This is a genomic window from Streptomyces sp. NPDC030222, from assembly GCF_055573115.1.
The window spans coordinates 100,290-126,354 of record NZ_JBVICA010000005.1 but is presented as its reverse complement, the minus strand read 5'-3'; the positions used below and the strand labels follow the sequence as shown (position 1 = coordinate 126,354).

At 71.5% G+C, this 26,065-nt stretch carries 18 protein-coding genes, 1 pseudogene and 1 riboswitch; of the genes and pseudogenes, 5 read left to right on the top strand and 14 right to left on the bottom strand.

Annotation, left to right across the window (positions count from 1 at the left end; all coding sequences use genetic code 11):
* Nucleotides 1–39: 39 nt before the first annotated feature.
* The 4 genes from ACZ4Z5_RS09360 to ACZ4Z5_RS09345 form a co-directional block, all read right to left on the bottom strand.
* The gene (locus ACZ4Z5_RS09360) at nucleotides 40–912 is read right to left on the bottom strand and encodes a hypothetical protein (RefSeq protein ID WP_468258995.1); all 873 of its coding nucleotides are present in this window, start codon (nucleotides 910–912) and stop codon (nucleotides 40–42) included.
* Nucleotides 909–1,940 (bottom strand): hypothetical protein, encoded by a 1,032-nt coding sequence (locus ACZ4Z5_RS09355; protein WP_468258993.1) that lies wholly within the window; start codon nucleotides 1,938–1,940, stop codon nucleotides 909–911. The genes ACZ4Z5_RS09360 and ACZ4Z5_RS09355 overlap by 4 nt, the downstream gene beginning before the upstream one ends.
* 1,253 nt (nucleotides 1,941–3,193) lie before the next feature.
* Nucleotides 3,194–5,953 carry an ATP-binding protein gene (locus ACZ4Z5_RS09350; RefSeq protein ID WP_468258990.1) on the bottom strand — a complete coding sequence of 920 codons (2,760 nt, stop codon included), beginning with the start codon at nucleotides 5,951–5,953 and terminating at the stop codon, nucleotides 3,194–3,196.
* Nucleotides 5,954–5,994: 41 nt separating this feature from the next.
* Nucleotides 5,995–7,035, bottom strand: coding sequence for a hypothetical protein (locus tag ACZ4Z5_RS09345; protein WP_468258987.1), 1,041 nt, complete (start codon nucleotides 7,033–7,035; stop codon nucleotides 5,995–5,997).
* 697 nt (nucleotides 7,036–7,732) lie between these two features.
* Between ACZ4Z5_RS09345 and ACZ4Z5_RS09340 the strand changes: the two are divergent.
* From ACZ4Z5_RS09340 to ACZ4Z5_RS09330, 3 genes and pseudogenes are all read left to right on the top strand, one after another.
* A pseudogene (locus tag ACZ4Z5_RS09340) lies at nucleotides 7,733–8,026 on the top strand (site-specific integrase); the annotation flags it as partial.
* A gap of 102 nt (nucleotides 8,027–8,128) precedes the next feature.
* Nucleotides 8,129–8,617 carry a MarR family winged helix-turn-helix transcriptional regulator gene (locus ACZ4Z5_RS09335; protein WP_468258985.1) on the top strand — a complete coding sequence of 163 codons (489 nt, stop codon included), beginning with the start codon at nucleotides 8,129–8,131 and terminating at the stop codon, nucleotides 8,615–8,617.
* Nucleotides 8,614–9,906: an MFS transporter gene (locus tag ACZ4Z5_RS09330; RefSeq protein ID WP_468258982.1), complete on the top strand. Its 1,293-nt coding sequence runs from the start codon at nucleotides 8,614–8,616 to the stop codon at nucleotides 9,904–9,906. Before ACZ4Z5_RS09335 ends, ACZ4Z5_RS09330 begins: the two co-directional genes overlap by 4 nt.
* A gap of 81 nt (nucleotides 9,907–9,987) precedes the next feature.
* Here ACZ4Z5_RS09330 and ACZ4Z5_RS09325 read toward each other — a convergent pair whose 3' ends face one another.
* The 5 genes from ACZ4Z5_RS09325 to ACZ4Z5_RS09305 all read right to left on the bottom strand — a co-directional run bounded on the left by ACZ4Z5_RS09325 (nucleotide 9,988) and on the right by ACZ4Z5_RS09305 (nucleotide 16,579).
* Entirely contained in the window at nucleotides 9,988–10,137 is a 150-nt protein-coding gene (locus tag ACZ4Z5_RS09325; RefSeq protein WP_468258980.1) for a hypothetical protein, read from the bottom strand.
* Nucleotides 10,138–10,246: 109 nt separating this feature from the next.
* Nucleotides 10,247–10,897 carry a thymidine kinase gene (locus ACZ4Z5_RS09320; protein ID WP_468258977.1) on the bottom strand — a complete coding sequence of 217 codons (651 nt, stop codon included), beginning with the start codon at nucleotides 10,895–10,897 and terminating at the stop codon, nucleotides 10,247–10,249.
* 233 nt (nucleotides 10,898–11,130) lie between these two features.
* On the bottom strand, nucleotides 11,131–12,330 hold the full coding sequence (locus ACZ4Z5_RS09315; RefSeq protein WP_468258974.1) for an alkaline phosphatase family protein: 1,200 nt from the start codon (nucleotides 12,328–12,330) through the stop codon (nucleotides 11,131–11,133).
* A complete protein-coding gene (locus ACZ4Z5_RS09310; protein ID WP_468258971.1) occupies nucleotides 12,330–12,926 on the bottom strand; it encodes a DUF5998 family protein in 597 nt (198 codons plus the stop codon). Before ACZ4Z5_RS09310 ends, ACZ4Z5_RS09315 begins: the two co-directional genes overlap by 1 nt.
* Nucleotides 12,927–13,171: 245 nt before the next feature.
* Entirely contained in the window at nucleotides 13,172–16,579 is a 3,408-nt protein-coding gene (locus ACZ4Z5_RS09305; RefSeq protein WP_468258969.1) for a GNAT family N-acetyltransferase, read from the bottom strand.
* Between the two features lie 178 nt (nucleotides 16,580–16,757).
* Here ACZ4Z5_RS09305 and ACZ4Z5_RS09300 point away from each other — a divergent pair, with 178 nt between their 5' ends.
* Entirely contained in the window at nucleotides 16,758–17,039 is a 282-nt protein-coding gene (locus ACZ4Z5_RS09300; protein ID WP_468258967.1) for an HPr family phosphocarrier protein, read from the top strand.
* A gap of 259 nt (nucleotides 17,040–17,298) precedes the next feature.
* On the opposite strand, the gene ACZ4Z5_RS09295 is transcribed toward ACZ4Z5_RS09300, so the two are convergent.
* From ACZ4Z5_RS09295 to ACZ4Z5_RS09280, 4 genes are all read right to left on the bottom strand, one after another.
* Nucleotides 17,299–17,976: a GntR family transcriptional regulator gene (locus tag ACZ4Z5_RS09295; protein WP_468258965.1), complete on the bottom strand. Its 678-nt coding sequence runs from the start codon at nucleotides 17,974–17,976 to the stop codon at nucleotides 17,299–17,301.
* Between the two features lie 365 nt (nucleotides 17,977–18,341).
* Nucleotides 18,342–19,175, bottom strand: coding sequence for a M23 family metallopeptidase (locus ACZ4Z5_RS09290; RefSeq protein WP_468258963.1), 834 nt, complete (start codon nucleotides 19,173–19,175; stop codon nucleotides 18,342–18,344).
* Between the two features lie 13 nt (nucleotides 19,176–19,188).
* Nucleotides 19,189–19,353, bottom strand: a riboswitch (cyclic di-AMP (ydaO/yuaA leader).
* Between the two features lie 232 nt (nucleotides 19,354–19,585).
* On the bottom strand, nucleotides 19,586–20,968 hold the full coding sequence (locus tag ACZ4Z5_RS09285; protein ID WP_468259599.1) for a M16 family metallopeptidase: 1,383 nt from the start codon (nucleotides 20,966–20,968) through the stop codon (nucleotides 19,586–19,588).
* Nucleotides 20,969–20,985: 17 nt separating this feature from the next.
* The gene (locus tag ACZ4Z5_RS09280) at nucleotides 20,986–22,329 is read right to left on the bottom strand and encodes a M16 family metallopeptidase (RefSeq protein WP_468259596.1); all 1,344 of its coding nucleotides are present in this window, start codon (nucleotides 22,327–22,329) and stop codon (nucleotides 20,986–20,988) included.
* A 205-nt stretch (nucleotides 22,330–22,534) separates the two neighbouring features.
* On the opposite strand from ACZ4Z5_RS09280, the gene ACZ4Z5_RS09275 reads away from it, so the two are divergent.
* Nucleotides 22,535–24,991, top strand: a complete 2,457-nt coding sequence (locus ACZ4Z5_RS09275) for a DNA gyrase/topoisomerase IV subunit A (protein WP_468258961.1) — start codon at nucleotides 22,535–22,537, stop codon at nucleotides 24,989–24,991.
* A 6-nt stretch (nucleotides 24,992–24,997) separates the two neighbouring features.
* Here ACZ4Z5_RS09275 and ACZ4Z5_RS09270 read toward each other — a convergent pair whose 3' ends face one another.
* Nucleotides 24,998–26,047 carry a CobW family GTP-binding protein gene (locus ACZ4Z5_RS09270; protein ID WP_468258958.1) on the bottom strand — a complete coding sequence of 350 codons (1,050 nt, stop codon included), beginning with the start codon at nucleotides 26,045–26,047 and terminating at the stop codon, nucleotides 24,998–25,000.
* Nucleotides 26,048–26,065: the final 18 nt, after the last annotated feature.

Genomic DNA, 26,065 nt, shown 5'->3' with positions numbered 1-26,065 from the left:
GCGGCGTGAACCTGCGACCCCAGGCCCCCAGGGCCTTGGCTACTGGTTGGCCAGCAGGTCGGTGCGGTGCTGTTCGAGGTCGGTGACACCTTTGAGGCCCGCCGTGACCGTGTACCGGGTGTTCATTCCGTCGGGACCCGTCTCCTCGGTCAGCATGTAGTTGTCCGCGAAGCCCCAGCTGCCGCCTGTGTAGACGCCCTTGATCCTGCCGTCCACCGTCCCGACGGCGTCGAAGGGGCCGCCCTTCCAGCGGAAGGTCCAGTAGGTCCGGTACCAGGCGTCCAACTGCTCCGGGGCGGCCAGGAACTGCCCGGAGCCCGAGTCCCGGGGATCGGCGACAAGACCCTCAGGCCGGTCAGGCCCGGTGGTCAGTGCGATGAGGCCCGAGGCATCTGCCTCGGCAGCAGCCGGATACGTCCGGCCCTGGTAGACCGCGTAGGCCTTGGGGCGGAAATGGTCAACCTCGGCCAGACGCCGCACCAGGGCGTGCAGCGGCTGGAGCAGATCCTCACGGTGCTCCTCCAGCTCGGTGACCTCCTCGCGCGGGAAGACGCCGTAGTAGTCGATGACCAGACGCTTGAGGTGCTCCTTGGCGAAGTGTTCGTCGGAGCCGAGGTAGTCGCCTGAGAGAGTGGTGGGCGTGGCGGCGGTGCAATCGAAAAGCTCGCCCCGCCAGCGGAACGTCCACGTCACGGCGTACCAGGCTTCAAGGCTCTCCGGCGCAACCGGATATCCCACCGACCCGTCCGCGGCCTCGCGCGGCGCGATCCCTTCGGGCGCGGGGCGGCCTGGCTCGGGCATCAGCTCGACGCACGGCCACAGCCCCACGGCGCCACGCGCCCGAAAGAGCTCACCGCGGAAGACAGCGACCTCGCCCTTGACCGGAACGGGGAAACCCGCAGGGTCAGTCATCGTTTTTTCCACAGCCCTTCGTTCTTGTCGAAGAAGCCGACGGCCTCTTCGGTACCGTCGGCGTGCATACGCCAGATTTCAGCATGGTGGGGGAAGCCGGTGGGCTTGGCGATCCACTCCGGGACACCCCCGCCGGTGTAGCCGGTGCCGAGGAACGGGTCATCCCAGGCCCGTCCCTTGCTCTGGCCGGCCATGCCGGCAACGTGGTTGGCCAGCCCCTCGTCGCCGACCGCGCCGAGGCTAGGTTCGGCGCGCATGCCGTGTGGTGCCGGAAAGCGCAGTTGATACGCCTCGGACGCACCCGGAGGGACGGGGGTCCAGCCGGCCCCGCCATCGTCGAGAGCGAGCCCGTCGCGCAGTTGGTCCATGCTGCGCAGGTCGGCGGTGTCGCAGCCGCGCGCGATCGAGCCGCGGAACTCGCCGGGATTGAAGGGATCCTCACCGAGCCTTGTGAGGTTCTTCATATAGGCCTGCGTGACCTTGGGGTCGATCACCTTGGTCACCATGCGGCCCTCGTCGAGCTTGATTGCGTCACGGACCCCGACTACCTCGCGGGCCTGCGCCTCGCTCAGCTCGTTGGTCCGAGTGAGCCGGAGCTTGTCGTGCTCGGAGCGGTCCAGGCCGCGTGCCCCCAGCTGGTCGTCGATCTCCTCCTGATAGCTGGGGCCATCGCGTAGCGCGCTGTTGCCGTACCGTTCGGCTGTGTCCTCGGCCGCTTCGGCCGTCGACTCGGCCTTCGGCTCGTGGGTCTGGCGGATGCTGTTGCCGTCACCTGGCAGGACGGTCTCCGCGGCGGCCGCACCGGGACCGGCGGCCTCGGCCTCACTCCCGGGAGTCTTGGCCTCGAGCCCTTCGACCGGCTTGGCGTCGTTCTCAGCGTGCGCGGCGAGGTTCCGGGCACCTTCTGCCCGCGGCTCCGGAACATCGATCGGCGCCCTCGGCTCCGGGGCCTCATCAGCCGGGTCCAAGGCGTCCGCAGGCGGCTTTGCAGCCTCGGCCCACTCCGGAACAGCCTCCGCCGCAGACATAGGCGCGGGCGGCTCGGGGGTGTCCGTCGGTGCCGTCGGCTCCGGCGCCGAGTCATCGGCGGCATCCGATGCCCGTACGGGTGGCTCGGCCGCTTCGCGGGACTCGGCTCCGGGCGGAGCCGGAGATTCTCCGAGCCCGGTCGCCTCAGCAGGCTCCGGCGCCGCGTCCGGGTCCCGCGCTTCGACCGGGCGCGCGGGCTCCGCTGAGCTGCCCGGGGTATCGGCCGAATCCGAGGAGTCGGCGGGGTGCGAGGCCTCAGCCGGATGCGGGGCACCGGCGGGCTCCGGCTCCTGGGTCGGGCCGGGGGCCTCAGCGGGCTCAGGAGCGTCGGGCCGCTCCGCGGGCGCGGTCGGGGCTATCCTGGACGCCTCACCCGGCTGCTCTACTCTGAGTGATGCGGTGTACGCGGTCGAGTACGGCACGGAGTCGCGGTAGGGCTTGAGTTCCAGTTCCAGCACAGGAAGCTCGTCGTCCGGCTTCGCCGGATTGCCGGAGCCCTCCGGCGTTTCCGCCTCCTCGCCCCCGGCGGGCGCGTCCGGGTGCTGGGGCTCGGGGGCTTCGTCCGACGCCGAGACGGGAGCGGGCGCCTCGTCCGCTTCCGGGGAACCCGAACCGGCCGAGTCAACGGACTCCGCCGGGACCGGTGCTTCCGCCGGATCCGGCGCCACCTCCAGGTCCGCGCTCTCAGCCGGACGCAGGGACTCGGCCGCGTCGGCGCGCCGCGTCTGCTCAGCCGGCTCCGGGGCCTCCTCAGGGTCGACGGCCTCGGCAGGCGTGGGAGCCTCCGCAGGATCGGAGGACGCCGCGTCGGCCGGGGCGGGAGCCTCGCTCGGGCGCGGGGCGGCATCAGCCGCCGGCCCGGACGGTCCGGACGGCTCTTGACGGGCTTCCGCAGCGGCGCCCTGCGGTTTAGCCGGCTCGGGTACTTCGTCCGACGCCGGGGCAGGAGTGGTCGCCTCGTCTGCTTCCTGGGAACCCGAACCGGACGAGTCAACGGCCTCCGCAGGGGGCGGGGCTTCATCCGGATTCGGCGCCGCCTCCGATGGCGCGGGCTCGGCCCGGCCACGGGCCTCGGCCGAGGCCTCGGCAGGGTCTGGAGCTTCGGCAGGGTCGGAAGCTTCGGCACGGCTGGGGGTTTCCCCCGGGTTGGGGGCTTCGGCCCGGTCCGTCGGTGGGGTTGGGTCGGGGGCGTCCGTGGGTTCCGGCGGAGACGGTGCTTCCGGACGTGGGGGCTGCTCTGCCGGGCGGTCGCTCAACGGGCCCCTCCCGGACTGGTGTTGTCGCGATAGAGCCGGACCCAGGGGAGGGTGTTGCGCTGCCAGGCGGCCCGGGCGACATGAACGAAGACGCAGGCCCGGTAGTCGGTCACCGCGGATTCGCTCTCCCCCGCCGACGCGGGCAAGGGCACCGTGTCGGCGAGGGTGCCGACCCAGTCCGCGGTGTCGCGCCACCAATCGGCCTGCTCCCGGGTCGTCTTCGGGTACGACGCCACTCGTTCCTTCAGCTTCGTGCCGTGCTCGGGCCACACCGCGGTGGCCGCCCGAGTGCGGAAGCTGCAGCGGTGGCGGCAGCCTTCGCAGTCGGGGAAGGGGGCCAGTGCGGCGTCGACCGCCTCGTGGTCGGCCGCCAAGACGCGGAAGCGGGTGGCCAGTTCTGCGTCCTTGGCCAGAGGTGCCCGGCTGACGCCTGCCTCCCTCGCCGCCTGCGCACGTACGTCGGGGACGCGGAGCAGTCCCGGACGGTCGATGCGGTCGTGGTGGGCGAAGGCCTGGAAGGGCTCCAGGGAGGCGGCGTACCGCTCCTGGTCGGGAGAGAACCGCATGGTTCCGCCGATGAGGTTGCGGTCCTCGGCGGACGGCAGCCGGTGCATGACCTTGAGATTGGTGTTCTTGTACGCGTCCTCGACGAGCTTGCCTGGAACCTGCTCGACGATGACGATGCCCTCGCCGTACTTGCGGTTCTCCGCGAGGGTGTTGGCGAACGCCTGGGCCGCTCGGGCCTGGGCATTGCCCTCCTTCGCGTCGCCACCGTGGGCTACCGGCCGCCCGAGCAGGCGGTGCGCCTCCTCGATCACGGTGACGTGGGCGAGGGAGCCTCCCTCGCGGTTCGCCTTGTAGTACTCGGTCATCGTCTGCAGGAGCAGCGCTGTGATGAGCGACTGCTCCTTCTCGTTGTCCCCGACTCCGGCAAGCTCGACGATCACCGGCCGCCGCAGCAACTCCTCCACCGGATAGGAGCGGGCCACGTCCAGGGTCGTGCCGCACGCCCCCTCCGCGAGGGACTCCGCACGCAGGCGGGAGGCGGCGACGATGTTGTCGCGCACCTCGCCCGAGTAGTCCAGCTGCTCGCACTGCTTGCGCATCTCCGTGATGAAGTCACGCAGCGTCGGCCAGTTTCCGACGTGGGCCGGATCGGCGACGTCGGTGGGGACGATGCCCTTGCGGGCGTACGTCGCCCGCAGCGCCCGGTTGTAGATGCTGGGCAGCGGGTCCCAGAGGCCGAAGGCCGCGTCGAAGCACGCCATGAGTCCGGCGATGTGGGTGCTGACGCGAACCCCGGCCGGCACCTCGAAGGGGTTGAGGCGCAGCGGCGCGATGGATTCGTCGCCGACGGTGAGGACCAGCAGGTCCTCGAACCCGGGGCGGGTGGCCAGCCAGCGGTAGTCGTCCAAGGCCGAGTTGACGGGTTCGAGGACGAGGAAGGGCACGCGGTGGTCGCGCCACAACTGCTCGCAGAACGCCAGGGTGGTGTTGGTCTTGCCGGAGCCGGTCGTACCCACGATCAGGGCGTGCCGGGTAAGGTCGCCGAGGCCGATGCCCAGGGGGCCGGCGGGCGTGTCGTTGACGAGCTGCTGTCCGAGGGCGATGGCTGGGCCGTCCATGCGGTACGCGGTCTCACCGGCCATGCCGGGGCGCCGTACGGGGAAGCCCGTCATGTGGCCGCTGACGGCCATGGGCAGGCGGAAGGCCGCGACGGCCTCACGGGCATCGACGAGTTCCGGAAGCAGTCGCAGGGGCGGGGAGAGTTGTTCGGGCAGCCGCCAGCAGTGGTCGCCGCCCCAACGCGACTGGTCCAGGGTGGTCAGCTGCCGCCAGGCCGCAGGCAGTTCACCGAGTGCGGGCCAGGCCACGGTGTGGGCCGCACCGTTGATCGTCTCGGTGAGAACGCCGCCCTCGCGAGCCTGCACCGGCGGGGACACCGTGGCACCGACGAGTTCGGCGAGGGATTCCGGCAGGGGCGCCGGCGAGGCGAGCGCGATCCGCATGCGGAACACCCGGTCGGTATAGCGGCGGGCAGCATCGGCATAGATCCGGGAGGCGTCCACGGCGAAGGCGTCGGCGGCGAGAGGGGTGCCCGGGGACCACAGCCCGTCGGGCATCTGCCCAGGTGTGCCCAGGCGTCCGTACTGTGTGGCGATGCGATGCAGGAGCGGGCCGAAGTCGGGCGGTACGACGTACGGCTCCAGGCCGATGCTGAGCATCACGGGGTGCGGGTGCGCGGCGAACGCCTGCCACAGCCCGTCCCATGGTGGGGCCGCCGCGGTGAACGGCTGCGGCGCGAGGTAGTAGTGAACTCCGGCGTCGGGGCGGTTTGGCAGCCCGCTGTGGTAGCGCTTGCGGATCTCCGCCAGCCCCGCCGCCGCATCGGGCGAGAAGGGGGTCAGCAGCCGTGCGGTTTCGTCACCGTCATCGACCGGCGTGGCGTGTACATGCCGGGGTAGCGCTGCCATCCGGTCACGGAGCGCGTGTGCGGCCGCCTCGGCGCGCTCTGCGGTAGGAGCGGCCACCCGACCGAGCAGGGCGCAGGAGAGCCTGCGCTCGACCGGGTCGCTGAGGTAGCGCAGCTCGATCCGTTCACCGTGGCCGGTGTTCCACTGCCCCGTCAGCCAGGCGGTCTCGGCGGCCACCGCCTTGGTCCTGCGCTCCGGTTCGGGCAGGTCCGCGTACTCCTGGGTCTCGGTGAGGTCGGCGGCGGCGTCGACGCGAACGGCCGTCCAGGCCCAGACGGTCACGCCGTCGGTGACGGTGAGAACGCCGTCCGACCCGGCTGTGCTCAGTTTCCACCCCCGGGAGTGGCGTGCGGCGGCGGTGTGTGAGCGGTCGGCGGCGCGGTCGGAGCGGCAGGCGGAGTCGGCGGACCGTAGTGAGGCGGCTGGGTTCCCGGAACCTGCGGAGCCGGGTACGCCGGGTACGCCGGGTTCACACGCGGCGCCGTTGCCGGATTGCCCGTCCCGGGCACGGGCACGACGCCCGGTACCGGACCGCTGCTGTACCCGGTCGCCGGCTCGGTCGCCGTGCCGCCGGACTGGATGGGCGGCTCCTGACCGAAGGTCGACACCATCGAAACCTCGATGCCCTGGACAGCTGCCTCCACGCCCTCACGGGCCGCGGAATGCACGGCCTCCCGCATGGCGCGCGGCCGCTCGGTGCGGAGCATCTGGTTGATCGCACCCGTGCGGTTGAAGATCCCGCCGACAAGATCCTTCAGGAAGTGGCCGATGATCACCGCGCCGGAGCGGCTGCGCCACATCGTCCATCCGACGTAGAGGCTGGTCCCGTAGCCGAAAACCGTCACGTAGGCGACGTACCGGCCGCTCCTGATGACCAGTCGGTTGTTCACGACCTCCGGCATGATGTCGCTGCGGATCCGGACCGGCACCGCGGACACGGGGATCTTCCGCCGCGCGAGGGCGCCGTAGACAGCCGCGTACGCGGAAGACGACGCCGTGTGCTTGTCCTCCAGCAGCGTCTTCCACTCCGAGACCGGTTCGTTGATGCGCGAGGCGAGGAGGACGACCCAGAAGGCGATGAAGCCGAGGATCTGCCCGACGCTCAGCTCGCCCCCCGAGTCGAAGGGGCCGGAATCGGACAGCAGCGCGGGCAGCAGGCCAAAGATCATGAAGACGAGGAAGGAGACCACAAAGGCCTGGAACCAGAGCTGGAACACGGTCCGGAACGGCACCGACTCGTCGAAACTCAGCTCGACGTTCTCATACCGCATCGTCTGGTTGCGGTATGCGGCATTCGGCCCCATCGCCCCCGTAGCCGCCCAACCCGCCGTGCCTCCGGCTTGTATACCGTCCATGGTTCCCATTCCCCCGTCCCAGCATTCCAGTTGATCACACTAGTGCAGGGGTTCGATGTCGACCAAAGCCTCCGACGCATGGCCTTCACGGGTGTTCTGTGCGCGCGGCCGCACACGCCGTCGGCGCCCCGCCCGCGTACAGCTCACGGCTCGGCGCCCGCGATTACGACCCCGCCACCGGCCGCTTCATATCCGTCACCCCACTCGTCGACTACAGCCAGCCCGGTACGCTTCTCCGACCCCGACGGTCTGATCTGGCCCATCCTGGTAGGCATTGCCCTGCGCATCGCCATCCGGGCACACCAGCGCCGACTCGCCCGCGAGGCCCTCCGCAAGGCGATCGAGGCGGAAAAGCGCCGCAAACTAGCCGAAGCACGCAAGCGCGCACTGGAGCGCCGGAAGCGCGCTCAGGCCCGAGCCCAGCGTGAACGCGCCCGCAAGGACGCCGAGGCCGAGCGCGCGGCACAGCGCGCACAAAAACGCGCCGCCGAACGCGCCGCGCAGCGGCCCAGCGGCGCGCCAAGGCCGAACGCGCGGCCGCGAAAAAGGCACAGGCCCAACGCGCGGCTGCGAAGAAGGCCCAAGCCAGGCCCAGGCCGAAGGCACAACCTCGCAGTCAGGCACGGCCCAGGCCGAAGCCGTCCCAGGCAAAGCGTCCGACTCAGAGGGCGACAAGGGAGGTACGCGAAACCGCAAGGGAGGAAGCAGCCCGCGCGACATCTGCCCGGACACCAGGCTCGCCCGCCTCTCCTACGGGCAGACCCGGATGCTGCTGGACGAGCACACGACCCTCGGCTGTGAGCCGGGCACGGGCTGGGATCTGCATGAGTGGCGACACTGCGGTTTGACCCACCTCGGCGAGGGAGGGGCGAGTCTGCTGATGCTGATGGCGAAGTCCCGGCACAAGAAGGCAGAGAACGTACGGAAGTACTTCCACCCCTCCCCTGATGCGATTGCCGAAGTCACCAGTCTGCTCGCGCCGGGCGATCGCCGACGCTGACCGCGGGCGGGGTGCCTTCCCAGAATTAGGGATCAGCGGTACAGCCGCAGGCTCTGGTTCGATCACGAGCTTCAATTATCGCAGCACTGTTATATTAGCGCTGTGACATCTTCAGATCCCACAGCGCTACCCGATCCCTGGCATTCCCTGCACGAGCTTCTGGCAGCCATGGACGCCGAGATCGAGCAGGTCTACGTAGAGCGTGGCATCAAGGGGGTGCGGCCTCGGTTCGCCTATCCGCTGATCCGGCTTGCCCACACCGGACCACTGACTATTCGCGAGCTTGCGAAGTCCCTGGACCGCTCGCACTCCGCGATCAGCCAGACCATCGCCGCCATGCGCAAGGAGGATCTGGTCACCTCCGAGCCGGGGCCTGACGCCCGCACCCGGCGGATCGACCTGACCGAGCGCGGCCGGTCGCTGGTGCCGTTCCTGGAGGCGGAGTGGCGCGCTACCCACGAGACGGTCGCCGAGCTGGACGGCGAGGTCCCGTACGCGATGACCACCGTTGTCGAGGAGGTGCGGCGGGCGCTGGAAAGCCGGTCGATGCGGCAGCGGATCCTCCACCACCTTGTCGAGCCACCGCGATGAGGGGGCGTGTCCGTGTCCGGTTCCTCGACACCCGCCCACTGCGTAGCAGTCAGTCGTTTCGCGACCTGTGGATCGGCACCTCCGCCTCTCAACTCGGCGGACAGATAGCCAACGTGGCGGTGCTGGCCCAGGTCTGGGACCTGACCGGCAGCCCAGTGGGCACCGGTGCCATCGGGCTCGCCACCGGCCTGCCGATGGTGCTGTTCGGTCTGCTCGGCGGCACGTTGGCCGACACCTTTGACCGCCGTACGGTGGTGCGGGCCACCACCTCGGGCCAACTGCTGGCCTCCGCAGGGCTGTGCGCCCAGGCCCTGGCGGACAACCGCAACGTGCTGCTGCTGCTCGCCCTGGTAGCCATGGGGACGGGCTGCAGCGCTCTCGGCGCTCCTGCCCGGCGCACCTTCCCGGTCCGGCTGTTGCCGGGCGACCAGGTCGCGGCTGGTCTTGCGCTGACCAAACTCTCCTTCCAGGCCGCGATGCTGGCCGGGCCCGCGATGGCCGGGCTGATCATCGCCCGCTGGGATTTCCCCGCCGCATACGCGACCCAGGTCGTGGCCATGATCGTCTCGATGCTCGCAGTGGTCCGCCTGCCTGCCATGCGGCCCGAAGGCGCCGACGCGGCAGGCGGCAGGCGCCGGCCGGAGCGTGGCGGTTGGCGGATCGTCCTGCGCCGCCCGACGCTGTGGGGCTCGATGGCCACCGACCTGTCCGCAACGCTGCTCGCCATGCCCATCGCGCTCTTCCCGCTGGTCAACGAGATCCGCTTCGGGGGAAACCCGCAGACCCTCGGCCTGTTCCTCTCGGCCGTCGCGGTCGGGGGGATCACGGCAGGTCTGCTCTCCGGTACGGTGACGCGCTGGCGCCGTGGCGGCCTGGTCCAGCTGTCCGCAGCCGGGGTCTGGGGCCTGGCGCTGGCCTGTTTCGGTCTGGCGGGGCCGTTGTGGCTGGCGCTCGGCTGCCTGGCCGTTGCGGGCGCTGCCGACACCCTGTCTGTCGTCACCCGCAGTGCCCTGGTCCAATTGGAGACCCCGGACGCGTACCGGGGACGGGTTTCCTCGGTAGAACACGTCATCGGTGTCGCGGGCCCCGAACTCGGCAACTTCCGTGGCGGCCTGTTGGCGTCGGCCACCTCCGCCTCCTTCTCCCTGGTCTTCGGCGGACTGTCCGCCATCCTGGCGATCGCCGCCGTAGCCGCGACCAACGCGCCCCTTCGCGCCTACCGCACGCCGCCTGCTGCCGCGAAGCGGACCGTCCCTGGGGTCGCCGACGCGGCGGCGACCGCTGGTTAGGTTTCCTGGTTCGCCTCCAGCCTTGAGCCCGGTGAGAGGGGACGTCAGCATCCTGCGCAGCTGACGAGCCCTCACTGAGTGTCATTCCTTGTCGGCGGCGTCCGGATCGCGCAGTCTCTTCAGCACGGTGGCAAGATCCTGCTGCGATGTCCTGCCTGTCAGAGCACGGACCTTCGCCTTCAGCGACCGGATGGGCCGGTCGGCGATGAAGGTGTAGACGTGCGTTTCCACTGGATGCGGAAGCCCAGGAAGTCGAACCCATCGCTCATGTGCGTGATCCGGGTCAGCTACAGCCTTGAGGCTCCCCTGCAGGCCCCTTCGAGTTCGTCGGCGCCGCAGGTCAGCCTGGCGTGACCGGGAGGACGTCCGGGGAGAGGGCCGCCGCGCGGGCCGAGGCGCTCGTCATCCGCTTGCGGTGGTGGCGGCGGCACAGAACCTCGTAGCCGACGGTCTCCGCGGCCACGCCCACGTCGCCCACCACGACCTGCTCGCCCTCGACGACCATCTCACCGTTTACCGTGCGTGCGTTGTGGGTGGCCCGGGCCCCGCACCAGCACATCGCCTCGACCTGCAGTGTCTCGACCCGGTCGGCCAGCTCGATCAGCCGCTGCGAGCCAGGGAAGAGCCTGGTGCGGAAGTCCGTGGTGATACCGAAGGCGAACACGTCGAGGTCCAGGTCGTCCACGGTCCGGGCCAGCTGGTCGATCTGCTCCGGCAGCAGGAACTGGGCCTCGTCCACGATGACGTAGTCGATCTTTCCGCCCCGCGACAGGCACCCGACGACATAGGCGTAGAGGTCCAGCGTCGGCGTGGCCTCCACCGCCTCGGTGACCAGGCCGAGACGCGAGGACAGCTTCCCTTCGCCGGCCCGGTCGTCCCGCGTGAAGATCACGCTCTGCAGCCCGCGGGCCGACCGGTTGTGGACAATCTGTAGGGCCAAAGTTGACTTTCCGCAGTCCATCGTTCCGGAGAAGAAGGCAAGTTCGGACATCAGGAAAGCGGGACCTTTCGGATCAAGCAGAGATGGCTGACAGACCCGGTACGGACAGCTTCAGCCCCGGACGACACAACCCCACCCACGCCGCGATCAATGGATGGCGAATACCCAAGCAGGTCGGTGCTCTTTCCGCAGTCCATCGTTCCGGAGAAGAACACCAGCTCGGGCATGGGGATGTGACGGCCTTCCAGGTGACAGCAGCGTGCGGCGGAGCGTGGGCGGAAGAGCTACGAGCGTACTTCGATGAGCGGGACGTACTGCTCCACGGGGGTCATCGAACCGTGCATGCCCACCATCGCGGACTCATGGGGCTCGTTGGCCGAGGCGATGATCACGACGTCGTCGTGGGCGGCCGCGACGACGTCGCCGATCCGCCCGTACACCCGCTCGTCGCATTCACCGGGCGGACCGAACCACCCGGCGGCGACGGCCTCGTCCCGGCTCGCCACCCAGAACTGCTCGCCGAGCACCTCACGCCACACGGCCAGGACATCGGCCTCGGCGCCGGGCACCGCGTAGACGTGCCGGGCGCGGCCCTCGCCGCCCAGCAGCGCCACTCCGGCGCGTAGTTCCCAGTCCTCGTCGAAGTCGATGCGCGACTGCTCGTCGAAGGGTATGTCGATCATCCCGTGGTCGGCGGTGACGTACAGCGCGGTGCGCGGCGGGAGCTGCTCGACGAGCCGCTCCACCAGCCGGTCCACGTACATCAGCTGGCCGCGCCACGCGTCGGAGTCCACGCCGAAGCGGTGCCCCTTGCCGTCCAGCTCGCTGTAGTACGTGTAGACCAGCGAGCGGTCCCCGGCGGCGAGCTGCTCGGCGGCGAGGTCCATCCGGTCCTCCGCGGACAGCCGTCCGTGGAAGGTGCCGCCGCTCAGCGCGATCTTCGTCAGCGGGGTGTGCTCGAAGGCGGGCGCGGAGACCTGTGCGGTGTGCACGCCTGCGGCGTCGGCGAGCCGGAACACGGTCGGGTAGGGCTGCCAGACCTGCGGAGGGGTCCACGGCTTCCAGCGGAGCTGGTTCATCAGCTCGCCGGTGTCCGGATTGCGCGCGGTGTAGCCGGGCAGGCCGTGCCGGGCGGGCGGCAGGCCTGTGCCGACGGACGCCAGCGAGGTCGCCGTGGTCGCGGGGAACCCGGCCGTGATCGGCCGGCCTGTGCCGCCGCGGGACGTCCGCATCAGGGACGTGAGGTAGGGCGCCTCCTCGGGGTGCGCCGCGAGCTGCTCCCAGCCGAGGCCGTCGACCAGGAACACGCAGTTCCGGTCGGCCGGGGTGAGCTCGCCCAGGGTCGCGGTCAGGCCCGGAACGCCCTGACCCGCCGCCAGCGTGGGCAGCAGATCGGCGAGCGAACCGCTGCCGTACTGCGGCACCGGCGCGGTGTCGAGGGCGAGCGGGAACGGGTCCTGGTCCGGCCAGGCGGGCCGGCTCATCAACGGCCGGTGGCCGGGGTGGCGGCGGTGGCCTCGGAGAGCGCCTGGGCGAAGGCGAGGGTCTGCCGGACCGTGTCCGGGCCGTCGCCCGCCTCGCTGACCCGCAGGCTGAGGTCGTCGGCGGTCGAATTGCCGGTGTAGCCGTGGTCGGCGTCGCAATTGGGGTCGCCGCAGGCGGCCGGCTCCAGGTCGATACGGGAGACCGCGCCCCAGCCGATGGTGAGCACCACCTCACGGGGCAGCGTGCCCGGCGTGTAGGACTCGGGGTTGGCGACGACCCGGCTCACGACGACCGACGAGATCCGGTCCAGCTTCACCGACTCGGTGGAGGTGGTGGCGTACGGGGACGGCGAGCTGTTGTCGGCGGCCTGCTCGTCGGTGTGGCTGACGATGAAACGGTTCCCGGTCAGGACCAGCACCGTGACATGACGGCGCACTTCGTTCGCGTCGAAGGTGGTTTCCTGGTGCACTAGGTACGACGCGATCTGCTCACCACCGACCGCGGCCTCCACCGCCTCGGCCACGAGAGCCGGGTAGTAGCCGCTGCGCTCGATCGCCGCGCGCAGCCCCTGGGTCGTCGTACCGGTCTTCGCCATGCCGTCCATCCTAATCCGTGGGTAACCGCGCTCCGGCCGTCCGGGAGGTTCCCCTCCTCTGGCCCCTGCCCCCGCGGACCCGGTCGTCACCGTGAGGGCGGGGTGCCCTTCGTGGACGGGCCGCCGGACGGACGTCGCGTGCGGCCGCGCCTCGCCTCCGGTCACTGCGAGTGGCCGGCCCGTGGGCTGCGGAAGGGGCAGCCTGCCGTCGTACGGGGCCCAGGGCCGGGCAGGCGGCCCACGGGTCAGTAGCTGGGCAGGCGGCGGGGCCCGAGATCGGGGCGGGCCGGCGGGGGTGCCAGCCGGACCGACGCGCTCAGGACCGACAGTCCGCGGGGAGCCACGACGACGGGTTCCAGGGCGACCGAGACGATCTCCGGGTGGTCGTCGACCAGTCGCGACACCCGGAGCAGGAGCCCTTCGAGCGCCGGGGTGTCCACGGGCGCCGCGCCTCGCCACCCGAACAGCAGCGGGGCGGTCCTGATGGACCTGATCAGTTCGGCGGCGTCCCGGTCGGTGGCGGGCACGAGACGGTGGGCGGTGTCGCCGAGGAGGTCGGAGGGCGCGCCCGCCAGGCCGAACGACAGCACCGCGCCGGCGGCCGAGTCGATCACGGCGCGGACCACCGTGTCGACGCCGCGCGGCACCATGGCCTGCACCACCGGCAGCAGTTCCTCGGGTTTGCCCAGAACCTCGGTCAGCTCGGCGTAGGCCCTGCGGAGTTCCGCCTCGTCGGCCAGGTCGAGCCGTACCCCGCCGAGGTCGGGGCGGTGGCGCAGGTGCCGCGCCGTGGTCTTCAGCGCCACGGGGTAGCCGAGGCGAGCGGCCGCGGCGACGGCGGCGTCCGGGTGCGGCGCGGGCAGTGCCTGCCGCACGTCGATCCCGTACCGACCGAGCAGCTCCCGGGTGGCCGCCGGCCCCAGCGGCCTGCCCCGGGGGTCGGGGTTCTCCCCGAGCAGGGCCTGGATCTGCGCGGCGGCCCCGGACTCGTCGATGTCCTCGTACTCCGGTACCCGCCCGGGCTCCGCGGCCTGTCGCCGCCACTGCGCGTACCGCACCGCCTCGGCCAGGGCGCGGACGGCCCGCTCCGCGGCGGGGTACGCGGGGATCTTCCGCACCGGGCCGGCGGGGGCCGGCTCGGATCGGGCGGGGGCCGGCTCGGGCGGGGCGGGCAGGGCCGCCGTCACCGCGACGCCCCTCGCCCCGTCGGGTGCGGGACGGGCGGCCGACGGCCACGCCCCCTCGCCGGCCGGACCGGGCGGTGTGGGCCGTGGGGCCGTCGGCCATCGGCCGGCGGCTCCGTCCGGCAGCCCGTCGGCAGGTCCCCGCATGCCGCCGGGGTCACCCGCGCCGGCGGTCGGCGGTACGGCGGCTGCCCCGGCCCCGTATCCGCCGTCGCGTCCGGGCACGGCGGCGTGCGCGGCGGGGCCGTCCGCCGGTCCGAGCGGGCCGGCGGACCCCGGTGCGAAGGTCCCCGGACCGGACAGCCTCCGGTTCGCCGCCGGGTCCGGGACCGGCCCGTTGGACGAGCCGAGCGGGGCGGTCGGCCGTGCGCCGCCCGACGGCACTGCGGTAGCCGGGCCGTCGGCGGGGCCGAGCGGCCCGGCGGGAACAGGTCCGGCGGGGACGGGTCCGGAGGGCACCCCGGCCGGGCCCGAACCGGCCGGCGCCGCGGGCCGGACTCCGGGCCGGATTCCGGCGGGACTCGTCGGCGGCCCCTCCGGCCCGGCTTCCTGCGCCCCGGGGGGCGACGCACCGGAGCCGCCGCCCGCGGCCGCGGTGCGCGGCGACGCCGTGCCCGTCGCCGCGGCAAGTGCCTCCGCCAGTCCGCCGAGTTCGACGTGCACGACGGCGACCGGCTTCGCCGGGGCGGTCGCCGTCGCCTCCCGCAGGGCGGCGGCCAGGACTTCACCCTCCCCGGATTCGGTGACACCGTCCTCACCGACCCACGGGATGGCGGTGACGATGACCGCGTCGCAGCCGTCGTCGGCGAGCGCCTCGGCGAGGGCGCGGCGGAAGTCGTCAGGGGTGGCGGCCGTGGTGAGGTCGCGCGGCGGGAGGGGGCGCAGTCCTTCGGCGAGGCAGGCGTCGTAGCTGATCAGCCCCAGGGACTCGGAGTTCCCGAGGATGGCGACGCGGGGGCCGCTGGGCAGCGGCTGCCCGGCCAGGAGCAGCCCGGCGTCGACGAGTTCGGTGACCGTGTCGACGCGGATGACTCCGGCCTGCCGGAACAGCGCGGCGACCGTGCTCTCGGGGATCCGGGTGACGGGCACGGCGTGTCCCGGGGGCGTGCTGCCGCTGTGCCGTGCGCCCTTGACGACCACGACGGGCTTGATCGTGGCGGTGCGCCGGGCGATGCGGGTGAACTTCCGCGGGTTGCCGATGGATTCCAGGTAGAGCAGGACGACGTCCGTGTCGGGGTCCTCGTACCCGTACTGGAGGAAGTCGTTGCCCGAGACGTCCGCGCGGTTGCCGGCCGAGATGAACGAGGACAGTCCGGCGCCGCGCCGGTGCAGTCCGGACAGGAGGGCTATGCCGATGGCGCCGGACTGGGTGAAGAGACCGATGCGGCCGGGAACGGGCGACTCCGGGGCGAGGGAGGCATTGAGCCGTACGGTGTCCGCGGTGTTGATGACGCCGAACGCATTGGGGCCGATGAGCCGGATTCCGTACGAGCGTGCCTGGCGCACGAGTTCCCGCTGCCGTGCCCTGCCCAGGGGGCCGCTCTCCGCGTATCCGGCGGAGAGCACGAGGAGGCCCTGGACGCCGTGTTCACCGCATTCGGCGACGGCCTCGGGGACGCGTTCGGCGGGTACGGCGAGGACGGCGAGGTCGACGGGTTCGCCGATGCCGGCGAGGGAGCGGTGGGCGGGGACGCCCTCGACGGTGTGCGTGCCTTCGGGGAAGGCCCGGTTCACCGCGTAGGTACGTCCGGTGAACCCGTTGGCGAGGATGTTGCGCAGCACGCTGCGGCCGACTCCGCCGGGGGCGCGGCCGGTACCGATGACGGCGACGGACCCGGGGGCGAGGATGCGCTGCACGGAGCGTGCCTCGGCGCGCTGTTCGCGGGCACGCTGCACGGCGAGGGCGCGGTCGGTGGGTTCGAGGTCGAGTTCGAGGCGGACGACACCGTCGGCGAAGCTGCGCTTCTGCTGGTACCCGGCATCCGTGAACACCTTGATCATCTTGGTGTTGGCGGGCAGGACCTCGGCGGCGAAGCGGCGGATGCCGCGTTCCCGGGCGACGGCCGCGATGTGCTCGAGCAGCGCGGAGGCGACGCCACGGCCCTGGTGTGCGTCCTGGACGAGGAAGGCCACCTCGGCCTCGTCGGCGGGGGCCGAGGCGGGCAGCCCCTCGGCGTCGATCCGGTCGAAGCGGACGGTCGCGATGAACTCGCCGCCCACGGTGGCCGCGAGGCCGACCCGGTCCACGTAGTCGTGGTGGGTGAACCGGTGCACGTCGCGTGCGGAGAGGCGGGGATACGGGGCGAAGAAGCGGTAGTACTTCGACTGGTCGGAGACCTGCTCGTAGAAGCTGACCAGGCGATCCGCGTCATGGGTGGTGATGGGCCTGATGCGCGCGGTGCCGCCGTCGCGCAGCACCACGTCGGCCTCCCAGTGGGCCGGGTAAGCGGGGTCCGACGGGGTCTGCATGGAGCCAGCGTACGGGCGGAGGGCCGGGCAGACCTACGGGTGGGTGGACCCGGCTCGCGCGGTGTCGCTTCGGGCACGGGGTCCGACCGGTGCGGAAGGACGGCGGGGCCGGCCGGAGCACGGCACCGCCCATGAGATAGTGGTCTAGACAACCCGTTCACAGCTGAAGGGCAACACCATGGCTGAGCGCCGCGTCAATGTCGGTTGGGCCGAGGGCCTGCACGCCCGCCCCGCCTCCATCTTCGTCCGTGCCGCCACGGCCTCCGGCGTCCCCGTGACGATCGCCAAGGCCGACGGCACCCCGGTCAACGCCGCGTCGATGCTCGCCGTGCTCGGCCTCGGCGCGCAGGGCGGCGAGGAAATCGTGCTCGCGTCCGAAGCGGACGGCGCGGACGCCGCCCTCGACCGCCTGGCGAGGCTTGTCGCCGAAGGACTGGAAGAGCTTCCCGAGACGGTCTGACGGCTCCGACGGCGGACACTTCCGCCGGTGCGCCGTTTCGCCGTCGACGGACCGCTGCCGTCGACGGACCGTTTCCGCCGGCCGAGGCCGGTGCCGTCCGGGAACGGTCCGGGAATGACCCAGGAAATACCGCGAGAGCCGTGGCCCCGAAATTCGGGAACCACGGCTCATCGCTGTCCGGCACATCCCGGGAATGGCGGAAGAATCCACCGCACCCGAATGCACTCCGATTGCCCCGTCTTTGTATACGGTGCTTTTGTTAATGACAGAGGCCCGCGGTGTTTACGGGATGTTGCGAAGTCCTCACGCGGTCCGCGCGGCGGAGCCGGTGCGCCGCGGCGACCCGCTCCGTGTGCCGGGCGGTCAGCGAGCGGGCCCGCTCCGCGTCGCCCCGGGCGACCGCGTCCACGATGGCGCCATGCTCGGCCCAGGCGTCCACGGGCCGGTCCGACTGGTCGACGGAGTACATCCACGCGATCTTGTGGCGGAGCTGGGTGAGCAGCGCGATCAGCCCGGGACTGCCCGAGGCCTGGGTCAGCGTCTCGTGGAACCAGCCGCCGAGGGACCGCAGATCCTCGCTCTGACCGCTGCGGGCCCGCTCCTGGCCGAGCCTGACCAGACCGCGCAGGACCTTGAGGTGGGCCTCGGTGCGCCGCTGCGCGGCCCGCGCGGCACCCAGCGGCTCCAGCAGCATGCGGACCTCCAGTAGGTCGGCGGCCTCCCGCTCGGTCGGCTCGGCGACGCACGCCCCCGCGTGCCGGCGGGTGGTGACGAAACCCTCCGACTCCAGCGTGCGCAGGGCCTCCCGCACCGGGACCCGTGAGACGCCGTAGCGGCGTGCGAGCAGTTCCTCGGTCAGCCGGCTGCCGCGCTCGAAGACCCCGGCGACGATGTCGTCCCGGATGGCCGTGCATACCGAATGCGCCGGAATGCGCATGCCCGAACCTCCGTTTAATCCCCGCGAAACGCGGTCGCAGACCACCGTTTCCTCGACTCTATTGCAGGGTGCGGGAATTTCCGAAGGACTCGATGATTTCTGGAAATGTTTTGGCCATCGCGATGCCGGGGACCCGGGACGTCCGTCCGGCTGCGGCCCCGCGGGCGAATCCCCCACGGGGACACCCTGACCCGCAGGACGCCCGGCCCGCGGCTCGCCCGACACGCAGGACGCCCTATCCACACGACGCCCTACCCACGGGACGCGACCGCGGGGGGCACACGACGAAGACCCCGGCGGACGGAGCGCCGGGGTCTTCGGCCATGCGTGCCCCTGGACCGGTGGGGCGAGGCGGAGGCCGTGCGTCAGAGGGCGACGCCGTGGCTGCGCAGGTAGGCGACCGGGTCGATGTCGGAGCCGTACTCCGCGCTGGTGCGCGCCTCGAAGTGCAGGTGCGGGCCGCTCGAGTTGCCCGTGGAGCCGGACAGACCGATCTGCTGGCCGGCGGCGACCTGCTGGCCGACCGAGACGGAGATCGACGACAGGTGGCCGTACTGGGTGTAGGTGCCGTCCGCCATCCTCAGGACGACGTTGTTGCCGTACGCGCCGCCCCAGCCGGCCTCGACGACGGTGGCGGCGCCGACCGCGCGGACCGAGGTGCCGGACGCGGCGTGGAAGTCGACACCGGTGTGGCTGCCGGAGGACCAGGCCGCACCGCCGGCCTTGTACTGGGTGCTGACGTACGAACCGGCGACCGGCGAGACGTACCCCGAGAAGTTTCCGGAGAGGCTGGTGCGCTCCGCCGCGCGGGCGGCGCGCGTCCCGACGTCCCGCTGCTCCTTGGCCTCGGCGGCCGCGCGCTCCGCCTTGGCCCGGGCCTCGGCCTTCGCCTGGGCTTCCGCCTTGCGCTTGGCCTCCGCCTTGGCGAGGACCGCGGCGTGGTCCTGGACGGCGGCCTGCTCCTGCGCGTCGGCCTGGGCGTCGATCTCGGTGGCCAGCGAGTCGTCGATGACGAGCGCCTGGGACAGCCCCGTGTCCTCGACGGTGACCGGAGCCGGACCGTCGACGGCCAGCGCCGGGGAGGCAAGGGTGCCGACGACGCCGGTGGTCGCGATTCCGGCAATGCCTGCGATGTTCGCACCCTTGCGGGTCATACGGCTCGGGCGACGGTGCTTCCCGGTGGCACGGGTGAACGCCATGAAGAGAGCTGGTCCTTTCCTTCCCTGTCGCCTGCCGGGTTAGCTGACGGGTTCGGAGAAGGAAGGTCTCCTACGGCTGCCTCCGCGGGCGAAGGCACCCGATTCACCCCAGGGGACGCGCAGTTGGGTCCCCGGCTCCCCTGGCTCGCGCCGTACGGGGATTCGGCGATGGCTGTCCGGTGCCGCGGCTGCGACGAGGTGCATTGGACGAACAGCTCCACCGACGCTAGACGGGTCACCTTTTAATCACCAAACAGACACGGTCTTTTGTAGCGCACGCCACAGGGCAGACAGGCGGCCTCCGCAACAAAACGGACAAACGACGGGCCCCGGTGGACGTCGTCCACCGGGGCCCGGTCGCCGGCACAGCGGGCAGTCCGGTCGGCCGGCGGGAGCCGACGGACCGTCAATCAGCCGCTGACGACGGAGACTTCACCGATGCCGAGAGCCTTGACGGGCTCCTCGATCTGCGCCGCGTCGCCCACCAGGACCGTCACCAGACGGTCCACCGGGAAGGCGCTGACGACGGCGGCGGTCGCCTCGACCGTGCCGGTCTCGGCGAGGCGGGCGTACAACTGCGCCTGGTAGTCGTCCGGGAGGTACTGCTCCACCTGGTCGGCGAGCGTGCCGGCGACGGCTGCCGCCGTCTCGTACTTGAGCGGGGCGACCCCGACGAGGTTCTGCACGGCGACATCGCGCTCGGCGTCCGTCAGGCCCTCGGCGGCGAGGGTCCGCAGCACCGTCCACAGGTCCTGGAGCGCGGGGCCGGTGTGCGGGGTGTCCACCGAGCCGCTGATCGCGAGCATGGCGGCGCCCGCCGGCCCCGTGACGGACGCCGGCGGCGCGGAGCGCAGCACCTGGCTGAAGGCCCGCACGCCGTACGTGTAGCCCTTCTCCTCGCGCAGCACCCGGTCCAGGCGGGAGGTGAGGGTGCCGCCGAGGCAGTACGTACCGAGCACCTGGGCCGGCCAGAGCCGGTCGTGCCGGTCCGTGCCGACACGGCCGATCAGCAGCTGGGTCTGCACGGCGCCCGGGCGGTCCACGATGATCACGCGGCCGGTGTCGTCGGCGACGACGGGCGGCACGGGCCGTGGCTCGGCCTTGTCACCGGTCCAGGCACCGAGGCTGTCGGCGAGGATCGCGTCCAGGTCCGTACCGGTCAGATCACCCACGACCACGACCGTGGTCGTGGCCGGGCGGACGTGGTCGCTGTAGAAGGCGCGGACGATGGCGGCGTCGATGCGCTCCACCGTCTCCTCGCTGCCCTGCCGCGGGCGGGACATCCGGGAGTTCTCCGGGAAGAGCTCCTTGGAGAGTTCCTTGGCGGCACGGCGGGCCGGGTTGGCCGTCTCGTGCGGGATCTCGTCGAGGCGGTTGCGGACCAGCCGCTCCACCTCGCTGTCGGCGAAGGCCGGTTCGCGCAGCGCCTCGGCGATCAGGCCCAGCGCCTTGGACAGCCGGGAGACCGGCACCTCCAGGGCGATGCGCACGCCCGGGTGGTCGGCGTGTGCGTCGAGGGTGGCGCCGCAGCGCTCCAGCTCGGCGGCGAAGTCCTCGGCCGACCGCTTCTCGGTGCCCTCGGAGAAGGCGCGCGCCATGATGGTGGCGACGCCGTCGAGGCCCTCGGGCTCGGTGTCCAGCGGGGCGTCGAGGAGGATCTCGACGGCCACGACCTGCTGGCCGGGGCGGTGGCAGCGCAGCACGGTGAGACCGTTGGGCATGACACTGCGGTCGGGGGCGGGGAAGGCCCACGGCTTGGCGGTGCCGGCCTGCGGCTGCGGGTGGAATTCCATGGTCACGGCAGCGTCGCTCACTGGTCCGCCCCCTCTGCGTCGTCGTTCTCGTCCTCGGTGGCGATCGGCTCGTACGCCAGCACGGCCCGGTTGTCGGGGCGCAGCCGCTCCCGGGCGACCTGCTGGACCTCCTCGGCGGTGATGTCCAGGACGCGCTGCACGGCGGTGAGGGCGAGCTGCGGGTCGCCGAACAGGACGGCATAGCGGCAGAGTTCGTCGGCGCGGCCGGCGACCGTGCCGAGCCGGTCCAGCCATTCCCGCTCCAGCTGGGCCTGCGCGCGCTCCATCTCCTCGGGCGTGGGACCCTCGGCGGCGAACCGGGCGAGTTCGTCGTCGACGGCACGCTCGATGTCCGGCACCTCGACCCCGGTGGACGTCTTCACGTCCAGCCAGCCGAGGGAGGGCGCGCCGGCGAGCCGGAGGAGGCCGAAGCCGGCCGCGACGGCCGTGCGGTCGTGGCGGACCAGACGGTTGTGGAGCCGGGAGGACTCGCCGCCGCCCAGGACGGTGAGCGCGAGGTCCGCGGCGTCGCACGCGCGGGTGCCGTCGTGCGGCAGCCGGTAGGCGGCCATCAGGGCGCGGGCCGGGACCTCCTCCTCGACGACCTCGCGCAGCTCGCGGCCGATGACGTCCGGGAGCGAGCCGTCGCGCGGCGGCTGCTTGCCGTCGTGGGACGGGATGGAGCCGAAGTACTTCTCGACCCAGGCGAGCGTCTGCTCCGGGTCGATGTCCCCGACGACCGACAGCACCGCGTTGTTCGGCGCGTAGTAGGTGCGGAAGAAGTTGCGGGCGTCCTCGAGGGTCGCCGCGTCCAGGTCGGCCATGGAGCCGATCGGGGTGTGGTGGTACGGATGGCCCTCGGGGTAGGAGAGGGCGGTCAGCTTCTCGAAGGCCGTGCCGTACGGCACGTTGTCGTAGCGCTGGCGGCGTTCGTTCTTGACGACGTCCCGCTGGTTCTCCATGGACTCGTCGTCGAGCGCGGCGAGCAGCGAGCCCATCCGGTCGGCCTCCAGCCAGAGCGCCAGTTCCAGCTGATGGGCGGGCATCGTCTCGAAGTAGTTGGTGCGCTCGAAGCTGGTGGTGCCGTTGAGCGAGCCGCCGGCGCCCTGCACCAGCTCGAAGTGGCCGTTGCCCTTGACCTGCCCCGAACCCTGGAACATCAGGTGCTCGAAGAGGTGGGCGAGACCGGTGCGGCCCGCCACCTCGTGGCGCGAGCCGACGTCGTACCAGAGGCACACCGCGGAGACCGGGGTCAGGTGGTCCTCGGAGAGCACCACGCGCAGACCGTTGGCCAGCCGGTGCTCGGTCGCTGTCAGGCCGCCGGTACCGGCCTGGTCTGTGGCCGTGTGACCCATGGGCATGTACGTCCCTTCGATCGCGATGACGAGAGTCCCTGCCACTGTATGCAAGCGCGGCGACACCTCGCGAAGTTCCCGTGCGGGGTCCATCCCTTCGTGAACGCCTCGGGGAGGGTCGAGGTCGGCGTTGTCGGTGGGGCGGTCCACAATGGTCGGCGTCAGATCCAGCACGTTGCGTTGCCAAGACCGTGAAGGAGCCGCAGCAGCGATGGCCCGCCGCAGCACGAAGACCCCGCAGCCGGACGACGCGTTCGAGGAGCGGATCCTCGACATCGACGTCGTCGACGAGATGCAGGGCTCCTTCCTCGAGTACGCCTACTCGGTGATCTACTCGCGGGCCCTGCCGGACGCCCGCGACGGCATGAAGCCGGTACACCGCCGGATCGTCTACCAGATGAACGAGATGGGGCTGCGCCCCGACCGCGGCTACGTGAAGTGCGCGCGGGTCGTCGGTGACGTGATGGGCAAACTGCACCCGCACGGCGACGCCTCGATCTACGACGCCCTGGTGCGCATGGCCCAGCCGTTCAGCATGCGGCTCCCGCTGGTGGACGGCCACGGCAACTTCGGTTCGCTCGGCAACGACGACCCGCCGGCCGCCATGCGTTACACCGAGTGCCGGATGGCGGACGCCACGTCACTGATGACGGAGTCGATCGACGAGGACACCGTCGATTTCACGCCGAACTACGACGGTCAGGAGCAGGAGCCGGTCGCGCTGCCGGCCGCGTTCCCGAACCTGCTGGTCAACGGCGCCTCCGGGATCGCGGTCGGCATGGCGACCAATATGCCGCCGCACAATCTCGGGGAGGTCGTGGCCGCCGCCCGCCATCTGATCCGGCACCCGAACGCCGACCTCGAGACGCTCATGCGGTACGTGCCGGGACCGGACCTGCCGACCGGCGGCCGGATCGTCGGCCTGAACGGGATCAGGGACGCGTACGAGACCGGCCGCGGCACCTTCAAGATCCGTGCCACGGTGTCCGTGGAGACCGTCTCCGCGCGCCGCAAGGGCCTGGTCGTCACCGAACTGCCCTTCACCGTCGGCCCGGAGAAGGTGATCTCCAAGATCAAGGACCTGGTGGGCTCGAAGAAGCTCCAGGGCATCGCGGACGTCAAGGACCTCACGGACCGCGAGCACGGTCTGCGTCTGGTGATCGAGGTCAAGAACGGCTTCCATCCGGAGGCGGTGCTGGAGCAGCTGTACAAGCTGACGCCGATGGAGGAGTCCTTCGGCATCAACAACGTCGCCCTGGTGGACGGCCAGCCGCTGACGCTGGGCCTGAAGGAGCTGCTGGAGGTCTACCTCGACCACCGCTTCGACGTGGTGCGGCGGCGCAGCGAGTTCCGCCGGGGCAAGCGACGCGACCGGCTGCACCTGGTCGAGGGTCTGCTCGTCGCCCTGCTCGACATCGACGAGGTCATCCGTCTCATCCGCTCCAGTGACAACTCCGCGCAGGCGAAGGAGCGCCTGATCGAGCGCTTCTCGCTGAGCGAGGTGCAGACGCAGTACATCCTGGACACGCCGCTGCGCCGCCTCACCAGGTTCGACCGGATCGAGCTGGAGTCGGAGCGCGACAAGCTCAAGGCGGAGATCGCCGAGCTGACGAAGGTCCTGGAGTCCGACGCCGAGCTGCGCAAGCTGGTGTCCGCTGAACTGGCCGCGGTCGCCAAGAAGTTCGGCACCGAGCGGCGTACGGTCCTGCTGGAGTCGGCGGGCGCACCGGTCGCCGCGGTGCCGCTGGAGGTCGCGGACGACCCGTGCCGGGTCCTGCTGTCGTCGACCGGGCTGCTGGCGCGGACGGTCACGGGCGAGCCGCTGGTGACCGCCGAGGACGCCAGGCGCTCCAAGCACGACGTGATCGTCTCGTCGGTGCTGGCGACCGCACGCGCGGATGTCGGCGTGGTGACCTCCGAAGGACGGCTGCTGCGCCTGCCGGTGATCGACCTGCCGCAGCTCCCGGAGTCGGCGACCGGGCTGAACCTGTCGGGCGGGGCCCAGCTGTCGGAGTTCCTGCCCCTCGGGAACGACGAGCAGGTGGTGTGCCTGACCTCCCTCGACGAGTCGTCGCCGGGGCTGGCGCTGGGCACGGAGCAGGGTGTGGTCAAGCGGGTGGTGCCCGACTACCCGGCCAACAAGGACGAGTTGGAGGTCATGACCCTCAAGGAGGGCGACCGGATCGTCGGCGGAGTGGAGCTGAGCACCGGCGAGGAGGACCTGGTCTTCATCACTGATGACGCGCAGCTGCTGCGCTACCCGGCTTCCCAGGTCCGTCCGCAGGGCCGCCCGGCGGGCGGTATGGCCGGCGTCAAGCTGACGGCGGACGCCAAGGTGATCTCCTTCACCGCCGTCGACCCCGCGGCCGACGCGGTGGTGTTCACGGTCGCCGGCTCGCACGGCACGCTGGACGACTCGGCACAGATGTCGGCGAAGCTGACCCCGTTCGACCAGTACCCGCGCAAGGGCCGGGCGACGGGCGGTGTCCGCTGCCAGCGGTTCCTGAAGGGCGAGGACCGGCTGGTGCTCGCTTGGGCGGGGGCGGCCCCGGCCCGGGCGGCGCAGAAGTCCGGGTCCCCGGCCGTGCTGCCGGACCGCGACCCGCGCCGCGACGGTTCGGGGACGCCGCTGGCGCAGCCGGTCGCGGTGGTCGCCGGACCGGCGTAGCGAACGTCACTCGCCGTCGGGCACGTACCGCAGGACGCCCCACATGCCGCGCTCGTCGGCGGTGTCCTGCGGTCCCCCGGCCCGGCAGCCGTCGAGTTCCCGGTGCAGGGCGGCGGTGTCGATGCCGGAGCCGATCAGCACGAGCTGGGTGAGGCGTTGAGCGCCGCGTGCCCATGGCTTCGGGTAGAAGCGCAGGAAACGCCCGACGGCGTGGACGCCGTACTGGTTGCGGGGGTCGGCGTTCCCGAAGTGCACATGCCCCTTGATGCGGTAGAGGCCGTCGGGCCTGCCGTCGAGGAAGCCCATGAGCCGGCGCGGATCCATGGGCTCCTCCGCGGTGAAGGAGACGCTCTCGTACGCCGTGTGCAGATGCCCGTCGTGGCCGTCGTCGGGCTCCTCGCCGCCGTGGCACAGGTCCTCGAACGACAGCTGGCCGATCGTCTCGGTCCTCGGCTTCCGCTCGAAGAGCAGCCCGGGGTCGATCCGTCCGTAGGAGGCGCGGACCACGGCCGTCCCTCCGCACAGCGTGTCCAGCGTGGACCGCAGACGGTCCAGCTGTTCCTCCGCGACCCGGTCGGTCTTGTTCAGGACGACCAGGTCGGCGACGGCCAGATGCCGGTCGATCTCCGGGTGCCGCTCCCGGGTCGCGTCGAACTCCGCCGCGTCGACGACCTCGACGAGCCCCCCGTAGACGATCCGCGGGTTCCCGCTGGCGAGGACCATCCGCACCAGTTCCTGCGGCTCGGCGAGCCCGCTCGCCTCGATGATGATGACGTCCAGCCGTGTACCGGGGGCGGTCAGCCTGTCCAGGTACTCGTCGAGGTCCCCGGCGTCGACGGCGCAGCACAGGCAGCCGTTGCCGAGGGAGACGGTCGAGTCGACCTGGCCCGCGATCGCCATGGCGTCGATCTCGATGGCGCCGAAGTCGTTGACGATCGCGCCGATCCTGGTGCCCCCGCTGTGCCGCAGCAGATGGTTGAGCAAGGTGGTCTTGCCCGAGCCGAGGAAGCCCGCGAGGACGACGACGGGGATCTGCTGCTTGCCGGGCAGGCTCAACGGGGCGGCCTTTCTGGT